Source organism: Rhodococcus sp. 06-462-5 (assembly GCF_002258315.1).
In the GTDB taxonomy this organism is placed as follows: domain Bacteria; phylum Actinomycetota; class Actinomycetes; order Mycobacteriales; family Mycobacteriaceae; genus Rhodococcoides.
This window is the reverse complement of sequence record NZ_NOYD01000012.1, coordinates 209,094-225,872: the sequence shown is the minus strand read 5'-3', so window position 1 is coordinate 225,872 and position 16,779 is coordinate 209,094. Positions and strand designations below refer to the sequence as shown.

Annotated in this window: 18 protein-coding genes; 11 read left to right on the top strand and 7 right to left on the bottom strand. The window is 65.7% G+C overall.

Features of this window, described 5'->3' with window-relative positions:
• Positions 1–46 precede the first annotated feature (46 nt).
• Positions 47–652 carry a TetR/AcrR family transcriptional regulator gene (locus CH251_RS06880; protein ID WP_094612462.1) on the bottom strand — a complete coding sequence of 202 codons (606 nt, stop codon included), beginning with the start codon at positions 650–652 and terminating at the stop codon, positions 47–49.
• 65 nt (positions 653–717) lie between these two features.
• Between CH251_RS06880 and CH251_RS06875 the strand changes: the two genes are divergently transcribed.
• The 3 genes from CH251_RS06875 to CH251_RS06865 all read left to right on the top strand — a co-directional run bounded on the left by CH251_RS06875 (position 718) and on the right by CH251_RS06865 (position 2,668).
• The gene (locus CH251_RS06875; RefSeq protein WP_094612461.1) at positions 718–1,359 is read left to right on the top strand and encodes a GAP family protein; all 642 of its coding nucleotides are present in this window, start codon (positions 718–720) and stop codon (positions 1,357–1,359) included.
• A 19-nt stretch (positions 1,360–1,378) separates the two neighbouring features.
• Complete coding sequence (locus CH251_RS06870) at positions 1,379–1,630, top strand: hypothetical protein (RefSeq protein ID WP_143537892.1); 252 nt, start codon at positions 1,379–1,381, stop codon at positions 1,628–1,630.
• 90 nt (positions 1,631–1,720) lie between these two features.
• Positions 1,721–2,668 (top strand): CPBP family intramembrane glutamic endopeptidase, encoded by a 948-nt coding sequence (locus CH251_RS06865; RefSeq protein WP_094612459.1) that lies wholly within the window; start codon positions 1,721–1,723, stop codon positions 2,666–2,668.
• Here the strand turns inward: CH251_RS06865 and CH251_RS06860 are convergent.
• Positions 2,658–3,167 carry a GNAT family N-acetyltransferase gene (locus CH251_RS06860; protein ID WP_094612458.1) on the bottom strand — a complete coding sequence of 170 codons (510 nt, stop codon included), beginning with the start codon at positions 3,165–3,167 and terminating at the stop codon, positions 2,658–2,660. The genes CH251_RS06865 and CH251_RS06860 overlap by 11 nt on opposite strands.
• Before the next feature lie 75 nt (positions 3,168–3,242).
• On the opposite strand from CH251_RS06860, the gene CH251_RS06855 reads away from it, so the two are divergent.
• From CH251_RS06855 to CH251_RS06825, 7 genes are all read left to right on the top strand, one after another.
• Positions 3,243–5,348 carry an HNH endonuclease signature motif containing protein gene (locus CH251_RS06855; protein WP_094612457.1) on the top strand — a complete coding sequence of 702 codons (2,106 nt, stop codon included), beginning with the start codon at positions 3,243–3,245 and terminating at the stop codon, positions 5,346–5,348.
• Between the two features lie 151 nt (positions 5,349–5,499).
• On the top strand, positions 5,500–6,051 hold the full coding sequence (locus tag CH251_RS06850; RefSeq protein WP_179273550.1) for a biotin transporter BioY: 552 nt from the start codon (positions 5,500–5,502) through the stop codon (positions 6,049–6,051).
• Positions 6,048–7,190 carry an AMP-binding protein gene (locus CH251_RS06845; RefSeq protein WP_094612456.1) on the top strand — a complete coding sequence of 381 codons (1,143 nt, stop codon included), beginning with the start codon at positions 6,048–6,050 and terminating at the stop codon, positions 7,188–7,190. The genes CH251_RS06850 and CH251_RS06845 overlap by 4 nt, the downstream gene beginning before the upstream one ends.
• On the top strand, positions 7,187–8,320 hold the full coding sequence (locus tag CH251_RS06840; RefSeq protein ID WP_094612455.1) for a thiolase family protein: 1,134 nt from the start codon (positions 7,187–7,189) through the stop codon (positions 8,318–8,320). The genes CH251_RS06845 and CH251_RS06840 overlap by 4 nt, the downstream gene beginning before the upstream one ends.
• A 10-nt stretch (positions 8,321–8,330) precedes the next feature.
• The gene (locus CH251_RS06835; protein ID WP_094612454.1) at positions 8,331–9,011 is read left to right on the top strand and encodes an energy-coupling factor ABC transporter ATP-binding protein; all 681 of its coding nucleotides are present in this window, start codon (positions 8,331–8,333) and stop codon (positions 9,009–9,011) included.
• The gene (locus CH251_RS06830; RefSeq protein WP_094612453.1) at positions 9,008–9,631 is read left to right on the top strand and encodes an energy-coupling factor transporter transmembrane protein EcfT; all 624 of its coding nucleotides are present in this window, start codon (positions 9,008–9,010) and stop codon (positions 9,629–9,631) included. The genes CH251_RS06835 and CH251_RS06830 overlap by 4 nt, the downstream gene beginning before the upstream one ends.
• The gene (locus CH251_RS06825) at positions 9,615–11,072 is read left to right on the top strand and encodes an AMP-binding protein (RefSeq protein WP_256978876.1); all 1,458 of its coding nucleotides are present in this window, start codon (positions 9,615–9,617) and stop codon (positions 11,070–11,072) included. Before CH251_RS06830 ends, CH251_RS06825 begins: the two co-directional genes overlap by 17 nt.
• Here CH251_RS06825 and CH251_RS06820 read toward each other — a convergent pair.
• The 5 genes from CH251_RS06820 to aroQ all read right to left on the bottom strand — a co-directional run bounded on the left by CH251_RS06820 (position 10,976) and on the right by aroQ (position 15,336).
• Entirely contained in the window at positions 10,976–11,767 is a 792-nt protein-coding gene (locus tag CH251_RS06820) for an acyl-[acyl-carrier-protein] thioesterase (protein WP_373454924.1), read from the bottom strand. The two genes, CH251_RS06825 and CH251_RS06820, sit on opposite strands and share 97 nt — an antisense overlap.
• Before the next feature lie 37 nt (positions 11,768–11,804).
• Entirely contained in the window at positions 11,805–13,334 is a 1,530-nt protein-coding gene (locus CH251_RS06815) for an NlpC/P60 family protein (protein WP_094612452.1), read from the bottom strand.
• A gap of 145 nt (positions 13,335–13,479) precedes the next feature.
• A complete protein-coding gene (locus CH251_RS06810) occupies positions 13,480–14,052 on the bottom strand; it encodes a vitamin K epoxide reductase family protein (RefSeq protein ID WP_094612451.1) in 573 nt (190 codons plus the stop codon).
• 19 nt (positions 14,053–14,071) lie between these two features.
• Positions 14,072–14,821: a DsbA family protein gene (locus CH251_RS06805; protein WP_256978875.1), complete on the bottom strand. Its 750-nt coding sequence runs from the start codon at positions 14,819–14,821 to the stop codon at positions 14,072–14,074.
• Between the two features lie 80 nt (positions 14,822–14,901).
• Entirely contained in the window at positions 14,902–15,336 is a 435-nt protein-coding gene (aroQ, locus tag CH251_RS06800; protein WP_179273549.1) for a type II 3-dehydroquinate dehydratase, read from the bottom strand.
• Between the two features lie 125 nt (positions 15,337–15,461).
• Between aroQ and CH251_RS06795 the strand changes: the two genes are divergently transcribed.
• Positions 15,462–16,742 carry a nitrate/nitrite transporter gene (locus CH251_RS06795; RefSeq protein WP_094612449.1) on the top strand — a complete coding sequence of 427 codons (1,281 nt, stop codon included), beginning with the start codon at positions 15,462–15,464 and terminating at the stop codon, positions 16,740–16,742.
• The last annotated feature ends 37 nt before the right edge of the window (positions 16,743–16,779 follow it).

The following is a 16,779-nucleotide window of genomic DNA, read 5'->3' as shown; positions in this document are numbered from 1 at the left end:
CTCGAGTAACGGATCAGGCCGGATTCGTCGCGGCTGCGAAGACGGCCTAGAGCCGCGTCTGCAGGTGGTCTCGCAACAACCGGCGCACCTCGTCGGCCGCGAGTTGCTCGGGATAAGTCACCGCCTGCAGGGTCAGCCCGTCGACGAAAGTATGCAGTTCGGCCGCTGCACGTTCGTCCGCCGCGCTGTCGAAGGTGAAGGCGGGGGAATTCGGTCGATCGAGATCGTGCAGGTGCGCCCACGCGAGCCGGCACAGGTACCGGCTGCCGAACCACCCGGCCGTCTTGAGCGCGGCGAGTCGCTCGTCGAATCTGGCTCGCACGATCGCTTCCAGCCACACCGACGCCTCCACGCTGCGGTCCTCGTCGAGGGGCAGCAGCTCCTCGAGGACGCGGATCGCGCGAAGGAGGCCGTCGCCGTCGGTCGGATGCGCCTCCAACCGCGCTACGACGCGTTGCGTCATGGCCTCGGCCGCGAAGAGGACGAGTTCTCCTTGGTCGGAGAAGTAATACCGCAGTGATCCGGGGGAGACGCCGGCTTCGGCGGCGACGCTGCGTACCGTCGCCCCGTTCATCCCTGCTCGTTCGATGACGCGCCACACGGCGGCGACGATCTCCGCCCGGCGTACGTCGTGGTCGACGATCTTCGGCATCGGTCTGTTCTAGCACGGGGAATTGTTTTAACACGCTTGTATCGAAATCCTGTTACGGTACAGCTGTGTTAATTCAGCTGGCCGGACTGGCGCTGGTCGACAGCATCGGCGTCGGAACTCTTGCGGTTCCGCTGTGGATGATGCTGCGGCCGTCGTTCCGGGCGCGTGTCGTTCTGCTGCATCTGGGTGTGGTGGGACTGCTCTACCTCGGGGTCGGCATCGCCGTCTGGGCGGCCATCGACGGCCTGAGTGTGGTGATTCCTGGCGACGCGTGGATTCGGTTGGCGGTGGGTGTTGTCATCCTGCTCGTGGGGGTGGTCTGCGACCGTCGGCGCCGAGTCCCCAGCAGTGCGTGGTGGACGCGGCCTCCGGGAAGTGTTCGCGGGGTTGTTCTGCTCGCGGTCGTTTTGGGCGCGATGGAGGTGGCGACGATGCTTCCCTACTTCGCAGCGATCGACGCGGTACGTGATGCCGGACTGGGGTGGGGGTTCTCGTCGCTGCTGCTCGCGGCGTACGTGCTCGTGACACTCTCACCTGCACTTGTCCTACTTGCCGCCAGAGTGCTTGTGCAGGAGCGTGTTTCGTCGATCGCACCAACTCTGCTCCGGCGCGTGGATCGCTGGAGTGGGGACGTGTCGGCGACGGCGTTGCTCGTGGTGGGCGCACTACTGGCCGCGAATGCGGCGATCGAATTGAAGCTGGTCTGAATCGATGGGAGGAAACACGATGAACGCAAGAGATACGCGCAGCATCGTCATGATTGTCGCCGGCGCTGTGCTGGCGCTGTTCTTCTGGGACCTGCAGGTGTTCTGGTTCCAGGGCGGTCCGATCGGCTGTGTTCTGGTGGTGCTCGCGATGGTGGACGTATGGGAATCGCGTCGCGGCACCCCGAAGAAGGGGCTGCTCGCGGAGCTGCGAGACGACATCGTCGGCCGTAAGGATTCGAGCGATGAATCCGAGCGTGACTCTCGGCCGTGAGTGGCATCGCCGGGACGGTACTGAATTCTCGGCTCAGGCGTGATAAACAAGCTGTTCGGCGATCTGTATCGAGCGGAATGGTGGTGACCTGTGACGACCGGTGTCGACGCGGGGCTCGCTACTGGCTCGCCTCGGCGTGCTCTGACTGCTGCCGGCACCACGGTGATGGTTCTGGGTCTGGTGGCCGGTTGGGTTGTCGTCTACTCGGTGAGCCTGATGGGCGCGCTGTGGCGCTTCCGTGAACCCGACGCGCCGGCACCGACGCTCTCGATGGGTGACCAGTGGGCCGATCTCGCGGTTGGCGCGGCGCAGGTGACGGTGGGTGCTGTGGCGATCGCCGTTGTCTGTTTCGTTCGGCGTCGGAAGCTGCCTGCGGTGTGGCCGGCCCGCAGGGGCACCGCGTTCAAGGCCGCGCTCACCTGGTGTGCCGCGATCGGTGCCGCGTCTGCTTCGCTGCTCGTGTTGTCTCGCATGGACATCGTCCGATTCAGCTTCTCGGTTCCGGCCTCGGTCGAATCCGATTGGCTCGCTGTGGTTTCCGCGCTCGCGGTGGGTCTACGCGAGGAGCCGATTCTGGTGGCGCTACCGGTGTTGCTGCTCGTGGGCCGGCTCCCGATCTGGGCGATCATGGCGTTGTCGGCCACGATGCGAGGCCTTCTCTACATGTACTTCGGTGGCGGCGGATTTCTGTGGGCACTGTGCTGGGGTGCCGCGGCAGTCTGGGTGTTCTATCGCTACCGGCGGCTGTGGGTGTTGATCGCAGTCCACGGACTGGTGATGAACATCCAGGTGTTCGATCGAGTGATTCCATCCGAGAATGCGGCGACCGTTCTGCAGTGGATCAACATTCTGATTCTGTTCACGGCGCTGCTGTGGTGGCTCACCCCGCGTGCGCTGGAGGCGTTCCTGCCGAACACTGTGGCCGTTCGGTACGGCGATACGACCGTCGAGACGACTCCGATGGTGGCCGAGGTGGTCCTGAACCCCGAGAAACTCGATCCCGACGAGTCCAGACGAGAACCGCCGGTCAAGCCCTGACCATGCGGGCTTCGAGGCACTCCCAGAGCGGGTCGAACTTCTCGGTGCCGTCCAGCTCGAATCGATGCTTGCGGTAGAACGCCACAGCACGCTCGTTTGCCGCTGCCACCCACAGGTATGCGGATACCTCCCGGTCGATGACGGTGGCCATGAGTTCAGTTGCGACTCCGGTGCCGTGGTGCTCGGGCACGACGTTCAGGGACCACAGTTCGGTCGACGCCGGCGGATTGTCGTCGCGTGGTGGACCGCCGGTGGCGAAACCGACGATGCGTGAATTATCGGTGTCGACGGCGCAGCGGGTCCGCACACCGCGGCTCGACTGCTCGTCGCGGCGGGCGATGATCTGCTCCCATCGTCCGATGCGGTCGCGAGGGCGTATCGCATCGAGCTTGGCGCTGTTCATCATTCCCGCGTACGTCGCCTTCCAGATCGCCACGTGCGCTGTGCCGAGCTGCTCTTCGTCGCCCGGACGGATGTCGCGAATCGTGTAGCCGGCCACGGTTGTAGTTGTACCGATACGGCTCGAATTGTTCGTCCGAGTTTTTTGTCAGACCCCTCTCGTACTATCGAAATCATGTTCGATGCCGGTGGGTGGGGGGTGGCGGAGACGCCACCGGTCGATGACTGCATTGCGGGGTTCCTCGACGTCATCGCGCTCAACCGTGTCACCGAGAACCTTGCTCGGGCGGCGACCGTGCTCGCGTACTGCGACGTGCTCGAGATGCGCCTCGAAGCAGCCGAAGTGGACGGCGGAGATCCGGGCGAGACCGTCCGCGGTGCTCTGTGCGATCTGGCCGTGACGATGACCGGAACGCGTCGCGATGCGTCCGTGGTGCACGAAGTCGCGGAGCGTCTGCATCGAATGCCGTTGACCGCCTTGCGTTTCGTGACCGGCAGCTTCGACTGGTCGACGGTGGTGACGATCACCTCGGTGCTGCACCGCGCCGGTGACGAGGCCATTGCAGCGATCGAGCACGAGGTCTGTGCGGCGGGTGGCCGGATGCGTCCGCAGGCGTTGCGCAACCGGATCTGGCGGCTGTGGATGAAAGCCGATCCGGTCGGTGCCGCAGCTGCCCGCGAGACCGCGAAGTCCGAGGAAGTCGGTGTGCGAATCGACCGCACCGGTCCGGGTGGGATCGCGTCGCTCATTGCGAAGATCACCGACCTCGAGGCAGCGGAAGCGGACGCACTCATCGTCGAGATGATCGGGACGGTCTGTAAGCGCGACCCACGATCGACAGGGACGCTACGGGCAGCGGGTCTGATGGCGTTGCTGCACGGCGAGCATTCACTGGCATGCCAATGCGATCGCGGCGATGACTGCCCGGTGGCCGGCGCTGCCGACGACATTCCTCCTCGGCGCGGCCATCTCCTCCAGATCGTGGTGGCGGTGGAGACGCTGCTGGGACTGTCCTCGGAGCCTGCAATCCTCGCCGACGGCACGCCCATCGACCCCGAAGTGGCGCGCATCGTCGCTACCGACGCGAAGTGGCAGGCGCTGCTGACCGAGCTGGTCGAGATGCTGAAGCCCGAACAGAGAAACACGGCCAACGACGGATCGAACGACGATGGCCGGGACAGCGGTGGCCACGATGACGGCGGTCCAGACGATGATGGCCCCGATGACGGTGGTCCGGACGATGGTGGCCCGGATGATGGCGGTCCGGACGGTGGTGGCAGCACGTGCAGCCCCGACGGTGGTGGCCCTCTCGACGGTGGTGGCAGCACTTGCGGCCCCGACGGACCGGCCCCGGAACGCCCCGATGGTGGTTCGGACTCCGGCCCCGGGCAGCCGAACGGTGTTGCCGGCTCCGGCCCTGGCCGTGCCGGCGTCCGCAGTGGCGGTGTGCCGGGTTCGGTGTCGAGTCCGTTAGGGGCGTTCTCGACGGCTCCGTCGCTTTTGCGTCGGGTCGTCGGCATGGGCCGGGTGCGTGGTGCCGCCGAGCTTCCGTCCGTGCGCCTCGTGGTTGCCCACTGCCTCCCACCTGCAGTCCCGCTACTGGGGGAGGAGTCTGTCCGCGATGGGCTCGTCGCACGGTGGCTTGCATGGATCGTCGAACAGCCCGAGCGTGCTCGCGGCATCTTTCCTGACGGTCATGGCGGCGAGTCCACTCCGTCGAAGTCGGCGGTGACGTACCGGCCAGGCGCTCGCGTCGCCGCGTTCGTTCGGGCTGCATATCGCACGTGTACGTTCCCGAACTGCGACGTGCCGTCGGCCCGGTGCCAGATCGATCATCTGGTTCCGTTCGATCACGACGATCCCGAGCGCGGCGGTTGGACGATCGTGACCAATCTTCAGCCGGTGTGCGTGTTCCATCATCAGGCCAAGACCTCGGGGGCGTGGTCTGCGGTGATGCTCGCAGGCGGCACGATTCTGTGGTCGAACTCCCTCGGTCTGCGCAGAGTCACGTTGCCCGAGTTGTGCATCGCAACTCCCCGGCCCTCCCGTCGACGGCGAAGGGCTTCGGCTCGGCCAGGGGCGAGTCCGGTCGAACCCACCCGCTGGGAGCTCGAATACAGCGGGTGTGCACCGCCGACTCTCGACGACTTCCGCTCTGCAGCAACGGATATCGACCGAAGAAAGTTGGCGGAGAAGCGGCGGGCCTACCTCGAACACTGTCGTGTCGTCCATGCGCGCGTGCGATTCGACCGCACCCGATACGACCCTCCACCCTTCTGAACAACACCGTGCCGGTGTGGCACAGGCCGCTGGCCTGCTACCTTGAACGCCGTTCAAGTCTCTGGGGCAGGTCACCGCCCCACTCCTCGAGGAGCCAACCGTGTCAGATGTCGACAGCAGTACTCGCCCGCCGAGCCGTAAGGTCAGCCGAATGAACGTCTCCGCCCGCGACATGGCGCAGATTGCGGTGTTCGCTGCACTCATCGCTGCTCTCGGCCTGCCGGGGTCGATCACGGTCGGATTCTCGGGCGTCCCCATCACCCTGCAGACCCTCGGCATCATCCTGTCCGGTGCCATCCTCGGACCCCGCAAGGGCACTGCCGCAGTCCTGGTGTTCCTGGCCCTGACGATGATCGGTCTGCCGCTGCTGGCCGGTGGACGCACCGGCCTCGCAGCCATGGCCGGGCCCACCGTCGGGTACCTCATCGGCTGGATACCGGCCGCGTTCCTGATCGGCCTGCTCACTGCGCGCATCCTGCCCAAGTACTCGATCGTGCTCGGCCTGCTGATCAATGCGGTCGGCGGAATCCTGGTCGTCTACGCATTCGGCATCATCGGACTCGTTCTACGCACCGACGTCGGAATCTTGGCCGCCGTCACGTCCAACGGACCGTTCCTGCCCGGTGACATTGCCAAGGTCGTCGTCGCCACCGTCGTCGCCAAGAGCGTCCACCGCGCGTACCCGGGCCTGATCAAGGCGTGACTCTGACGCTGGGAGGTCGAGGTCGCGACAACAGCACCGCTGTCGCCTGGGCGGGTCGCACCCTCACCTACGCCGACCTCGAAGCAGCCGTCGAGCAGTGGCCTCACCTCCCGGTGCACGGGGATCGATCACACGACGCGTCAGCATTGGATCTGCCGGACGCGTTGATCTGCGTTTTCGCGGCGGCCAGGCAGGGCAGCGCGGTGCGAGTCGAGGATCCGGCCACCAGACCGGAACGTGCCGAGGAACCGAGTCCCGACGCGTTCCTACTGGTGGCGACCTCGGGCTCCACCGGCCGCCCGAAACCGCTCGCGCGCACCGTCGCGTCGTGGGTGGACAGCTTCCCCGAGTTCACCGACATCTCCGGTATCCGACCGACCGACACCGTTCTGATCACCGGACCGCTGCACGCCACGATGCACCTGTTCGCCGCAGTGCACGCTTTGTGGCTGGGTGCCTGCGTCACCGACGATCCTGCGCAGGCCACTGCCGTTCATGCGGTGCCTGCGGTCCTCCGTGACGTCCTGCGCCAGATGCCTCGTGCGCGGGTTGCCGTCGCTGCCGGGGCCGGCCTCGACGATGCTGCTGCACAGACGATCTCGGCGCAGGAAGTCAGGCTGGTCGAGTACTACGGCTCGGCGGAGCTGTCGCTGGTGGCGGCACGAGTCGTGGGCGAGCGCACGTCACTGAGACTGCTCCGAGACGTCGAAGCACGCACCGAGGACGGGTACCTGTTCGTCCGATCGCCGTACGCTGCGCTCGGTGCGCGCGGTTGGTTCGGCGTCGGTGATCTGGCCGAACTCAACGGCTCCGAACTTCTCGTCCACGGCCGCGGGGATGCAGCGATCAACGTGGGCGGAACCACCGTGATCGCCGAGGACGTGGAGAACATCCTGACCGCACTCGACGGCGTCCGAGCTGCGGCAGCGATCGGCACACCGCACGCGGTTCTCGGCGAAACAGTCACTGCCGTAGTCGAACTCGACGGAACCCGCGACCTCGACCTCGTTCGCGCCGACGCTCGCGCAGTAATGGCCAAGGAAGCACTGCCGCGACGCTGGACGGTGGTGCAGCAGTTACCCCGCACCTCGAGCGGCAAGATCGCGCGAGGGGCATTGCAGGGAACGACCCTGCAATGACTATCCCTGCTGTGAACATCCCCGTCATCGTTGCGGCGAAACGCACGGCAATCGGTATCGCCGGGCACGGCTTCGCCGATGTCACCGCCCCCGAGTTGGCTGCTCCCGTGCTGAAAGCCGTTGCAGCAGAGATCAGCTCACTCGACATGCCGATCGACGACGTGATCCTCGGCAACTGCCTCGGTCCCGGCGGCGACGTCGCACGTGTCTCGTCACTGCTCGCGGGCCTCGGAGTCGGCGTTCCAGGAGTCACCGTCGACCGGCAGTGCGGATCCGGGCTCGACGCCGTCATGCAGGCCGCGTCGCGCATCCGCAGCGGCGACGAGACGCTGATTCTGGCCGGTGGCGTCGAATCTGCCAGCACCAGCCCGTGGCGGTTCTGGCCACCGGTCGACGGCGAAGAACCCGTCCGCTACACCCGAGCCCCGTTCGCGCCGAACGGCTTCGAGGACCCGGACATGGGTGTTGCTGCGGACGACCTCGCGCGAATCCGCGATATCGGGCGCGAACGGCAAGATGCCTACGCGGCGCGGTCGTTCGCGCGCGCGGCGGCCTGCGACTTCTCGGCCGAGATCGTCACTGTGAACGACGTCGCAACCGATGAGCGCATCCGCCCCAACATGACCGCCCAGCGGCTTGGCAGGCTGCGCCCCACCTTCACCTCCGACGGCACGGTGACCGCGGGCAATTCGTGCGGAATATCCGACGGCGCAGCAGTTCTGGCCGTCACCACGGCCGAGCGGGCAGCCGGGATGCCCGCGTTGCGCATCCTCGGCAGTGCGGTCGCAGGGTCCGACCCGGCTCTTCCCGGGCTCGGGCCGGTTCCGGCGATCGAGAAGCTACTCGCCCGCACCGGGGTGCGCCTCGCCGACATCGACACCGTCGAAATCACCGAGGCGTTCGCGTCGGTCGTGCTCGCGGTCTCGGATGATTTGGGTCTCGACGAAGGCCGCATCTGTCCGGAGGGCGGAGCCATCGCCATGGGGCACCCGTGGGGAGCATCGGGCGCAATTCTGCTGGTACGGTTAGCGTCTCGAATGCTGCAACCCGGAGGCCCGGCATTGGGCCTGGCGGCCTGCGCCATCGGCGGCGGGCAAGGAATAGCGATGCTGGTGGAGCGAGCAACATGAGCGGGTGTTTATGAGCACGATCAAGTTCGAGAACATTTCGCACTCGTTCGGGGAACGGCAGGTGCTCAGCAGCATCGACCTCGAATTCGACGAGCGCCGGATCGGCATCATCGGCTCCAACGGTTCGGGCAAGTCGACGCTCGCCCGGATGATCAACGGCCTGATCAAGCCCGATACCGGCCGCGTCACGGTCGACGGCGTCGACGCTGCGAAGAAGGGAGCGCAGGTTCGCAAGAAGGTCGGCTTCGTGTTCACCGATCCCGATTCGCAGATCGTGATGCCCACGGTCGCAGAAGATCTCGCGTTCTCGTTGCGCAGGTCCGGCCTGAGCAAGGCCGAGGTGGCCGAGCGGGTGGAAGAGATTCTCGTTCGCTTCCGTCTCGATCAGCACCGCGACCATCCGGCGCACCTGCTCTCGGGTGGACAGAAGCAACTGCTGGCGATCGGTGCCGTCCTCATCCGACGACCGGAGGTGGTCGTTGCGGACGAACCGACGACGCTGCTCGATCTGCGCAACGGACGCGTCGTAGCGCAGGCTCTCGATTCGATGAACCAACAGGTCATCGTCGTGACTCATCAACTGGCACTGCTGGACAGCTTCGAGCGCGTCATCGTCATCGACGACGGCCGTATCGCGTTCGACGGAACCCCCGCCGCCGCGGTCCCGGCTTACCGGGAGCTGATCGGATGATCGGTCTCTACCGGCCCGGCCCCTCGCTGCTGCACCGGATGAGCCCGGGATCGAAGCTGCTGGCGCTGATCTTCGCGATCCTGGCGACGGTGATCTTCGCGCGCACTCCCCTCGAAGTAGGTGTGGTGGCGCTGCTGGCCGCGGCGTTGTTCGCAGTGGCCCGCATCCCGGCGAAAGTGGCACTGGCGCAATTGCGTCCGGTGCTGTGGATGGTGCTGATCATCGGCGTCTTCCAGGTGATCATCACTACCTGGCAGCGCGCCGTGGTGGTGTGTGGCGTGCTGGTGATCTCCGTTGCCCTGGCAGCGCTCGTCACCCTCACCACCCGGGTGACCGACATGCTCGATACCGTCACCCGAGCGCTCGGGCCCGTCCGACGCTTCGGCGTCGACCCGGATCGGATCGGACTGCTTCTGGCCCTGGCCATTCGGTGCATCCCACTGCTCGCGTCCATCGTGCAGGAGGTGTCGCAGGCCCGCAAAGCACGCGGACTGCAGTGGTCGATGACGGCACTGGCAACCCCGGTCCTGGTGCGCGCCCTTCGCACCGCCGACGCGATGGGTGATGCCCTCGTGGCCCGCGGTGTGGATGACGTTGGTGTGGATGACGATGACGAGTGAGTTGCTAGCCGCCCGGGTAGCGCGGCATTCCGACCGTCCTGAGGCAGCTGTCGTCGATGCGACCGGTGACATCACCTATCGTGAATTCTGGGATCGAGTGACATGCACGGCGACCGCATTGGTCGGGACGCGTCGCATCGCGGTACTGCCGACGTCGGATATCGGGTCCTTGGTAGTTGTCGTCGCGGCGATGCGTGCCGGGGTGAGTGTCGTTCTGCTGCATCGACATCTGTTGGCTGATGAATTCGCCGATGCCATGGCGGTGGGTAAGCCCTCGGTGATTGCCGCGCACCCGCGTCAGCACGGGCGGCTGCATGGTTGGGGTGCAGGCCACGTTTCAGCCCCCGACGATCTTGCAAGCGGGCCCACCGAAACCATCCCCACACCCACACCGAATTCCGAGTTGCTCGTGGGCGTCACGTCGGGAACCACCGGACCGCCCAAGTTGTTCATGCGCAATCAGGCGTCGTGGGCGGCGACGCTGGATCGCTCCGATGCCTTGTTCGATCTCGGTCCAGGAGATCGGGTGTCCGCGCCAGGCACTCTCGATCACACGCATTTTCTCTATGGTGCGTTGCACGGGCTGACCAGGGGTGCGACGGTGGACGTACGCAAGGCGGCGGTTGCTCTCGAAGATGATCCGACACATCTGTATTCGGTCCCGACCATCGCCTGGGACATTGCTCGCTCGGGAGTGCGATCGACGAGTGTCCGTGAGGTGCTCTCCTCTGCGGCGCGATGGCCGCAGTCGGGTCGAGCGGCACTGGCGACGGCGCTACCGAACGCAACCATGACGCACTTCTACGGCGCTTCCGAGCTCAGTTTCGTCTCCTACGACCGAAGCGAAAGCAACGGCACCGAGGTCAACGGGCAGCTGTTCGACGGGGTGGAGGTCGAGATCAGGAACGAACTGCTGCACGTTCGCAGCGACATGCTGTTCGACGGCTACCTGAGCCGAGTGGGAGATCGCACGACCCTGACGAACGGGCCGGACGAAAACGGGTGGATGACCGTCGGCGATCGCGGCACAGTCGAAGACGGTCGACTGATGTTGCTCGGCCGCGGCAACGAGACGATCGTTCGAGCCGGACTCAACGTCGAGCTGGCTCCGATCGAGGCCGCCTTGCTCGCAGTTCCCGGTGTGCTCGAGGCCGGGGTGGTCGGGTTGCCCCACGACCGAACAGGTGAGGTGCCAGCGGCCGGAGTGGTTGTGGCGCAGGACGATTCGATATCCGTGGCTCGTATTCGCCGTCACCTGAGCGCCGTGCTGCCGGGTCCCAGCCTGCCGGTGGTGCTAGCCGTCGTGGACAGCCTGCCGCATACGCCGCGCGGCAAGCTCGACCGTCAGGCTCTGGCGGCAACCTTGGCGACGGTGCGCACCGTCGGCTCGCCCGATGCCCCGGTGACGACGAACCAGACGGTGAGCGACCCTCCGTCGTAGCGGTGGCGCAGAGTGACACGTTCGTTCGCCAGCACCGGGGTCAGGTATTCGATGACGGCGCGGTGCGGCGCGGCGGCCAGCTCGGGCACGTCCACCAGCAACTCCTCGATCGCATGCCAGTAGGCAGCGTTGTTGAGGTGGTTGAATGGATCGATATCGGTTGCGCGCAAGGGGAATTCGAGATCGGTCGACGATTCGGCCTGCACCGGCTCGGTCAGCCATGCCTTCCATCGCAACCGGTGCTGATCGGTGGTGCGGGCCAGCATTTCCAGTGCGCCGTCGCTGATGCGGGTCGGCATTCCGGTGTCCTTGCTGATGTTGATCCAGAAGCCCTCGGTCTCGATGCGCCCACCCTTCGGTGTCGTCAACGCAACCCGCATGTTCGACCACCGCGTCGACATCGAGGAACACCAGCGCCGCATGTGCACGCGGTCCGGGAAGTGGATCGGCTCGAAGACGTCGATGACGGTGCGTCGCACGATCCACATCGGATCGGTCTTGCCCAACGGCGTGGCGTCGAGGTTGTCGGTACCGATGTCCTGCAAGTAGCGGGCGACTCCGTCGAATCGCAGTCGGTTGTTCGGATCGATGTCGCCGGTTCGCACCGGCCAGCTGGTCTCGAAGCCCTCACCGGGCGGCGGCTCCGGTGCCAGTTCGTCGTCGAAGCCGGCCGGTTCCACGCGTGCATTGGTCACGATCGCACTGTACGCGGACAGGCCGAATGCGGGCCCGTCAGACGATGTGCCGGGCCCGCATGCCGTCGAACACCGGTGCCACACGCACCACGTCTCCGGTGGTGGGAGCGTGCACCATCTGCCCGTTGCCCATGTAGATCGCGACGTGACCCGGCCCGGCCGGTCCGAAGTTTCCGAACAGCAGGTCGCCCGGTTGCGCGAGCTCCATCGGAATCTCGGTGCCCACGTTCCACTGAGTTTCCGAGGTGCGGGGCAGTGTCACTTTTCCGCCCGAGGCCTTGTAGAGGGCGTACGACGTCAGGCCCGAGCAGTCGAATCCGCCGCCGGACGGTCCGTTGATGTTTCCGCCGCCCCACACGTACGGCAGTCCCAGGTAGTCCATCGCCAACTGCACCGATCGGCCGCCGATTCCGGTGAGGTCGAGTCCGGCGAAGGGGGTGAGGATGGCCGCGAACTGCGCTTCGGTCGCCCGGATGCGAGAGACGTACGGCTTGGTCTGCGTCTCGTAATCGAATGTGCCCGAGGGCATTCCGCCCGACCGCAGTACCGCTCCCGCGCCTGCGTTGTATCCGGCCAGGGTCAGATCCAAGGTGTCACCGGACACCTTGCCCTCCCGCTTCCACCCGTCGACCTGTCCGTAGATATCGCACAGCAGTGTGCCCGACGCCATCACCGAATCACCGATGCTGTTGACGTCGGTGACGCCGTTGCCGTCGTAGTCCTTGCCGTACGTCGCCCAGGTGCCGGGCATGAACTGCCCCGGGCCTTGCGCGCCGGTGCTCGAGACCGGAGCAGTCGGGCCGTGCCGAAAGCCGTTCTCGGCGGCATACAGTGCCGCGATCGTCGTCGCCTTGACGCCGCCGCAGATGTTGCCTGCTTTCTGCAGCCACGGCACGAAGGCGGTGATGGCTCCCACTGCACCCAGGCCGATAGCGCCCACATTGATGCCGGTGAACGTGGCGGGTTGACCGGGGAACAGCGCACGCCGAATGGCCTCGGCCGACGCCATGAATGCGGTCTGGGTGGCGATATCGGCGGCGGTGTAAGTACGGCCGGCGAATTGAACGGCACCGGCACCGAGTGCGGCTGCGGTGGTGGAGACCGCATTCGACGAGAACACGCTGAACGGCAGTGGCGCAGAGGGAGAACCGGTAGCAGCTACGGCCGCAGCTGCGGTGGGGAGGGCGGCCAAAGCATCTCCCGGCGCGGTCGGCACCGCTGCCCCGGTGGCGGCTGCCTCTGTGGCGGCTGCTTCGATGTCGACTGCTTCGATGTCCTCCACCGTGGGCAGGTCGGGGAGCATCGGTTCGGCTGCGGTGTGCAGGCCCTCGGCGGCGTCGGAGAGGGTGCGGTCGGCGATGTCGGCGGCGGGTTCGGGCAGAGTGCCCAGCAGTTCGGTCCACTGATCGCTCATCGTCGTTGCCTGATCCTCGGCGTTGGCGGCAATCTCCGCCGCCTGATCCTGCACCGCCTGATCCGGAATCGGAGCCGGGGCGTCCGTTCCGGCGACGACACCGGCCGCGGACACGATGACGGCAACGATGACTGCGAATGGATCGCCTGCCATGTATCGACTCCTGCTACTCGAACGATCTTCCCCGAGCCAGTAGCTGTGATCAGGCTCACTCGGGTGCTGCACCCATCATGCACGGTGCAGACGTTCGACTCATGAGATTCGCAAAAGGAACTGCAGGGTTGTCAGAACAAGGTTTTCAGAACAGCGATGCCCAGTAGTCCGAGAAGCGGATTCCGATGAGCGCGATGACGATTGCGTACCACACCGCGAGCAACGTCCACCGCCATTCGAGGAAGAAGCGGCCGACGGTGCCGCCGTTGTTCGGGCCGGAGGCGACCAGTCGGCTCAGAGCCAGCACGAACAACGGCATCGTCACCGCCCACACCACCATGCAGTACGGGCACAGGGCGTTGATCTCGTACAGGCTCTCGAAGATCAGCCAGTGTACGAACACTTCACCGAGCAGCAGGCCCGCGCTCATGCCGAGCCAGAACCAGTGCGGCAGTTCGACGCGGCCGAGCCACAGCACCCCGGCGACGAGCGCAACCGAGAATGCGACGATGCCGAGGATGGGGTTCGGAAAACCGAACAGCGCCGCCTGTTTCGTCACCATCACCGACCCGCACGACAGCACCGGATTCAGGCTGCACGACGGCACGTACGACGCGTCCTCGAGCAGTTTGAATCGCTCGATCGTCAGCGTCAGCGCTGCGAGCAACCCGAGAGCGCTGAACAGGGTGAAGACAGCGGCACCTGCGCGGGTTCTCATGTCGGTTGTCGGATGCTGCTCAGTTATCGGCGGCGGCGGTCAGGATGTTCTCGGGCGTCGGGTTGGCGATGTCGGTGCCGTTGACCCGCACGTTCGGCGTTCCGTTGATGCCTTCGCCGAGGACCGACTGCGTCTGGGTGGTGACCCAATCGGTGTAGCTGCCGTCGGTGATGCACGACGCGACGGCGGGGGAGTCGGCACCTGCAGCGGCGGCGATCGCGACGAGCTCGTCGTCGGTCAGTCCGGTTCCGCCCTCGGACGGCTGCTGTTCGAACATGGCGGTGTGCCAGTTCATCCAGTTGTCGCGGTCGTTCTCGGCGACGCAGACAGCAGCGCTCGCGGCGCGGGTCGAGTACATGGTCCCGTTCGAGAACCGATCGAGAATGGAGATGGGGCGGTAGTCGACGGCGACATTGCCTGCGTCGGCCAGCTGCTGCAACGTCGATCCGCTGATGGACTCGAAGTTCTTGCACGCCGGGCACTGGAAGTCCTCGACGACGCTGATGACGGTGGTGGCGTCGGGATTGCCGAAGCGGATGGCGCCGTCGTCCGTCAGCGACGTGGGGGTGAGTTGGGCCCCGGTCGACGCGCCGGAGCCGGCGGCAGATACATCCCCCGACGTCGAATCTCTGTTGACGATGAAGAGGGCAATCGCTGCCACGAGCGCGATCAGAACGACTGCTACGACGACCTGAATCAGAGTCCGACGATTCTTGTCGCCGTTCTGCATGGCCTTGATGTCTTTGGAGACGTTCTTGCTCGTGTTCACGGCGACCAGTTTAGGCAGTCGATCCTGAGCGCCGGATGAGAGCTGGCGTCAGACCAGAGACGTGTCAGACCAGAGATGTGTCAGACCAGAGAGGCGAGTCGTTGGATGGCGAATCGGTAGCCGTCGATCCCGAGTCCGGCGATGACGCCGCTGGCGATGGGGGAGACGAAGGAGTGGTGCCGGAACTCCTCGCGGGCGTGCACGTTGGAGATGTGCACCTCGATGATCGGCACCTCCGGGATCACGAGTGCGTCGCGCAGTGCCACGGACGTGTGCGTCAACCCGCCCGGATTGATGACGATGCCCGACGCCACCCCGCGGGCCGCGTGAATCCAGTCGATGAGCTGGCCCTCGTGGTTGGACTGCTCGGCCCGGACGGTGAGTCCGAGCTCGGCACCGGTCTTCTCGCACAGGGTGACGACGTCGGCGAGGGTGGCGTGGCCGTACACCTCGGGCTGCCTGGTTCCGAGCATGTTCAGATTCGGGCCGTTCAATACCAGTACCTGTTTGGCCATGACTCGACTCACTTCCCGTACTCGACGAACTACCGCGGCCGATCATTTCACAGAGCCCTTGAGAGACTGTTCCGGTGAAAGCAGTGACCGCGTGAGAACAGGGACAGCGTGAGAACAGGGACAGCGTGAGAACAGTGTGGGTGGTGTGGGGCATCGGTGTCTTCGCATACATCGTCGGCGTGCTGCATCGAACGTCCTTCGGCGTCGCGGGCCTGAGTGCGGCCGATCGGTTCTCGGTGTCGCCGTCGCTGCTGTCGTCGTTCGTGGTGCTGCAGGTGGTCGTGTACGCGGGTATGCAGATCCCGGCCGGGGTACTGCTGGATCGCATCGGTTCGCGGAAGATGATCGCTGCGGGCGCGCTGATCATGGCGACGGCTCAGATCACGCTGGCGCTCACGGAATCGCTCCCGGTTGCGGTGGCCGCGCGGGCGTTCGTCGGTGTCGGTGATGCCCTCACCTTCATTTCGGTGCTGCGGTTGGTTCCGGTGTGGTTCACGCCGCGGCGAGTACCGATCGTCTCGCAGCTGACCGGTCTGCTCGGCCAGCTCGGACAGGTGCTCTCGGCGGCCCCGTTCCTGATTCTGTTGAACGGACCCGGCTGGACGTTCGCGTTCGGCAGCGCAGCGGCACTCGGGCTCCTTGCCCTCGTACTGGTTCTCGCGCTCGTCAGGGATCGCCCCGACGACGGAGCTGCCCCCGTGTTCGAGCCGACGACGTTGCGACAGACCCTCACCTCCATCGCCGAGGTGTGGCGACGGCCCGGCACGCGGCTCGGCTTCTTCTCGCACATGGGCACCCAGTTCTCGATCACGGTCTTCGCGTTGCTGTGGGGTGTGCCGTATCTGACGTCGGCGCAGGGCCTGTCGGCGTCGACGGCCGGAGCGTTGCTGACCGTGTCGGTGGCGGCCGCGGTGGTGTCGGGCATCGTGGTCGGGCTCCTCACCGGGCGTTACCCGATGCGGCGGTCGTGGCTGGTGCTGGCGATCATGATCAGCAACGCCGCGATGTGGGCCATCGTGCTCTCGCTTCCCGGGCCTGCGCCGCTGTGGTTGCTGGTGCTGCTCGTGGTGGTGATCTCGGTGGGTGGTCCCGGTTCGGTGATCGGTTTCGACCTCGCCCGCACGTTCAATCCGAGCGCCAACCTGGGGACGGCTCAGGGGATGGTGAACATCGGCGGCTTCCTGGCGTCGCTGTTGGTGATCGCGGGAATCGGATGGATTCTCGACGCGATGGGCGGCTACACGTTCGACAGCTTCCGAGTCGCATTGCTCGTGCAGTTCCCGGTGTGGATCATCGCGATCACCGGAGTTCTGCTGACGCGCCGCAAGACTCGCAAGGTGCTCGCGGCGGAGGGAATCCACCCACACACCATGCGTGAAGTGCGCGACCGGATCCGGCGTAAATAATTCTTTGCACCGAGGGCTTTCTGCGCGCATGCTGGTG

Coding starts and splice junctions, on each gene's coding strand:
- CH251_RS06880 (WP_094612462.1), bottom strand. CDS start 652: ATGCCGAAGATCGTCGACCACGACGTACGCCGGGCGGAGATCGTCGCC.
- CH251_RS06870 (WP_143537892.1), top strand. CDS start 1,379: ATGAACGCAAGAGATACGCGCAGCATCGTCATGATTGTCGCCGGCGCT.
- CH251_RS06855 (WP_094612457.1), top strand. CDS start 3,243: ATGTTCGATGCCGGTGGGTGGGGGGTGGCGGAGACGCCACCGGTCGAT.
- CH251_RS06850 (WP_179273550.1), top strand. CDS start 5,500: ATGAACGTCTCCGCCCGCGACATGGCGCAGATTGCGGTGTTCGCTGCA.
- CH251_RS06840 (WP_094612455.1), top strand. CDS start 7,187: ATGACTATCCCTGCTGTGAACATCCCCGTCATCGTTGCGGCGAAACGC.
- CH251_RS06835 (WP_094612454.1), top strand. CDS start 8,331: ATGAGCACGATCAAGTTCGAGAACATTTCGCACTCGTTCGGGGAACGG.
- CH251_RS06830 (WP_094612453.1), top strand. CDS start 9,008: ATGATCGGTCTCTACCGGCCCGGCCCCTCGCTGCTGCACCGGATGAGC.
- CH251_RS06825 (WP_256978876.1), top strand. CDS start 9,615: ATGACGATGACGAGTGAGTTGCTAGCCGCCCGGGTAGCGCGGCATTCC.
- CH251_RS06815 (WP_094612452.1), bottom strand. CDS start 13,334: ATGGCAGGCGATCCATTCGCAGTCATCGTTGCCGTCATCGTGTCCGCG.
- CH251_RS06810 (WP_094612451.1), bottom strand. CDS start 14,052: ATGAGAACCCGCGCAGGTGCCGCTGTCTTCACCCTGTTCAGCGCTCTC.
- aroQ (WP_179273549.1), bottom strand. CDS start 15,336: ATGGCCAAACAGGTACTGGTATTGAACGGCCCGAATCTGAACATGCTC.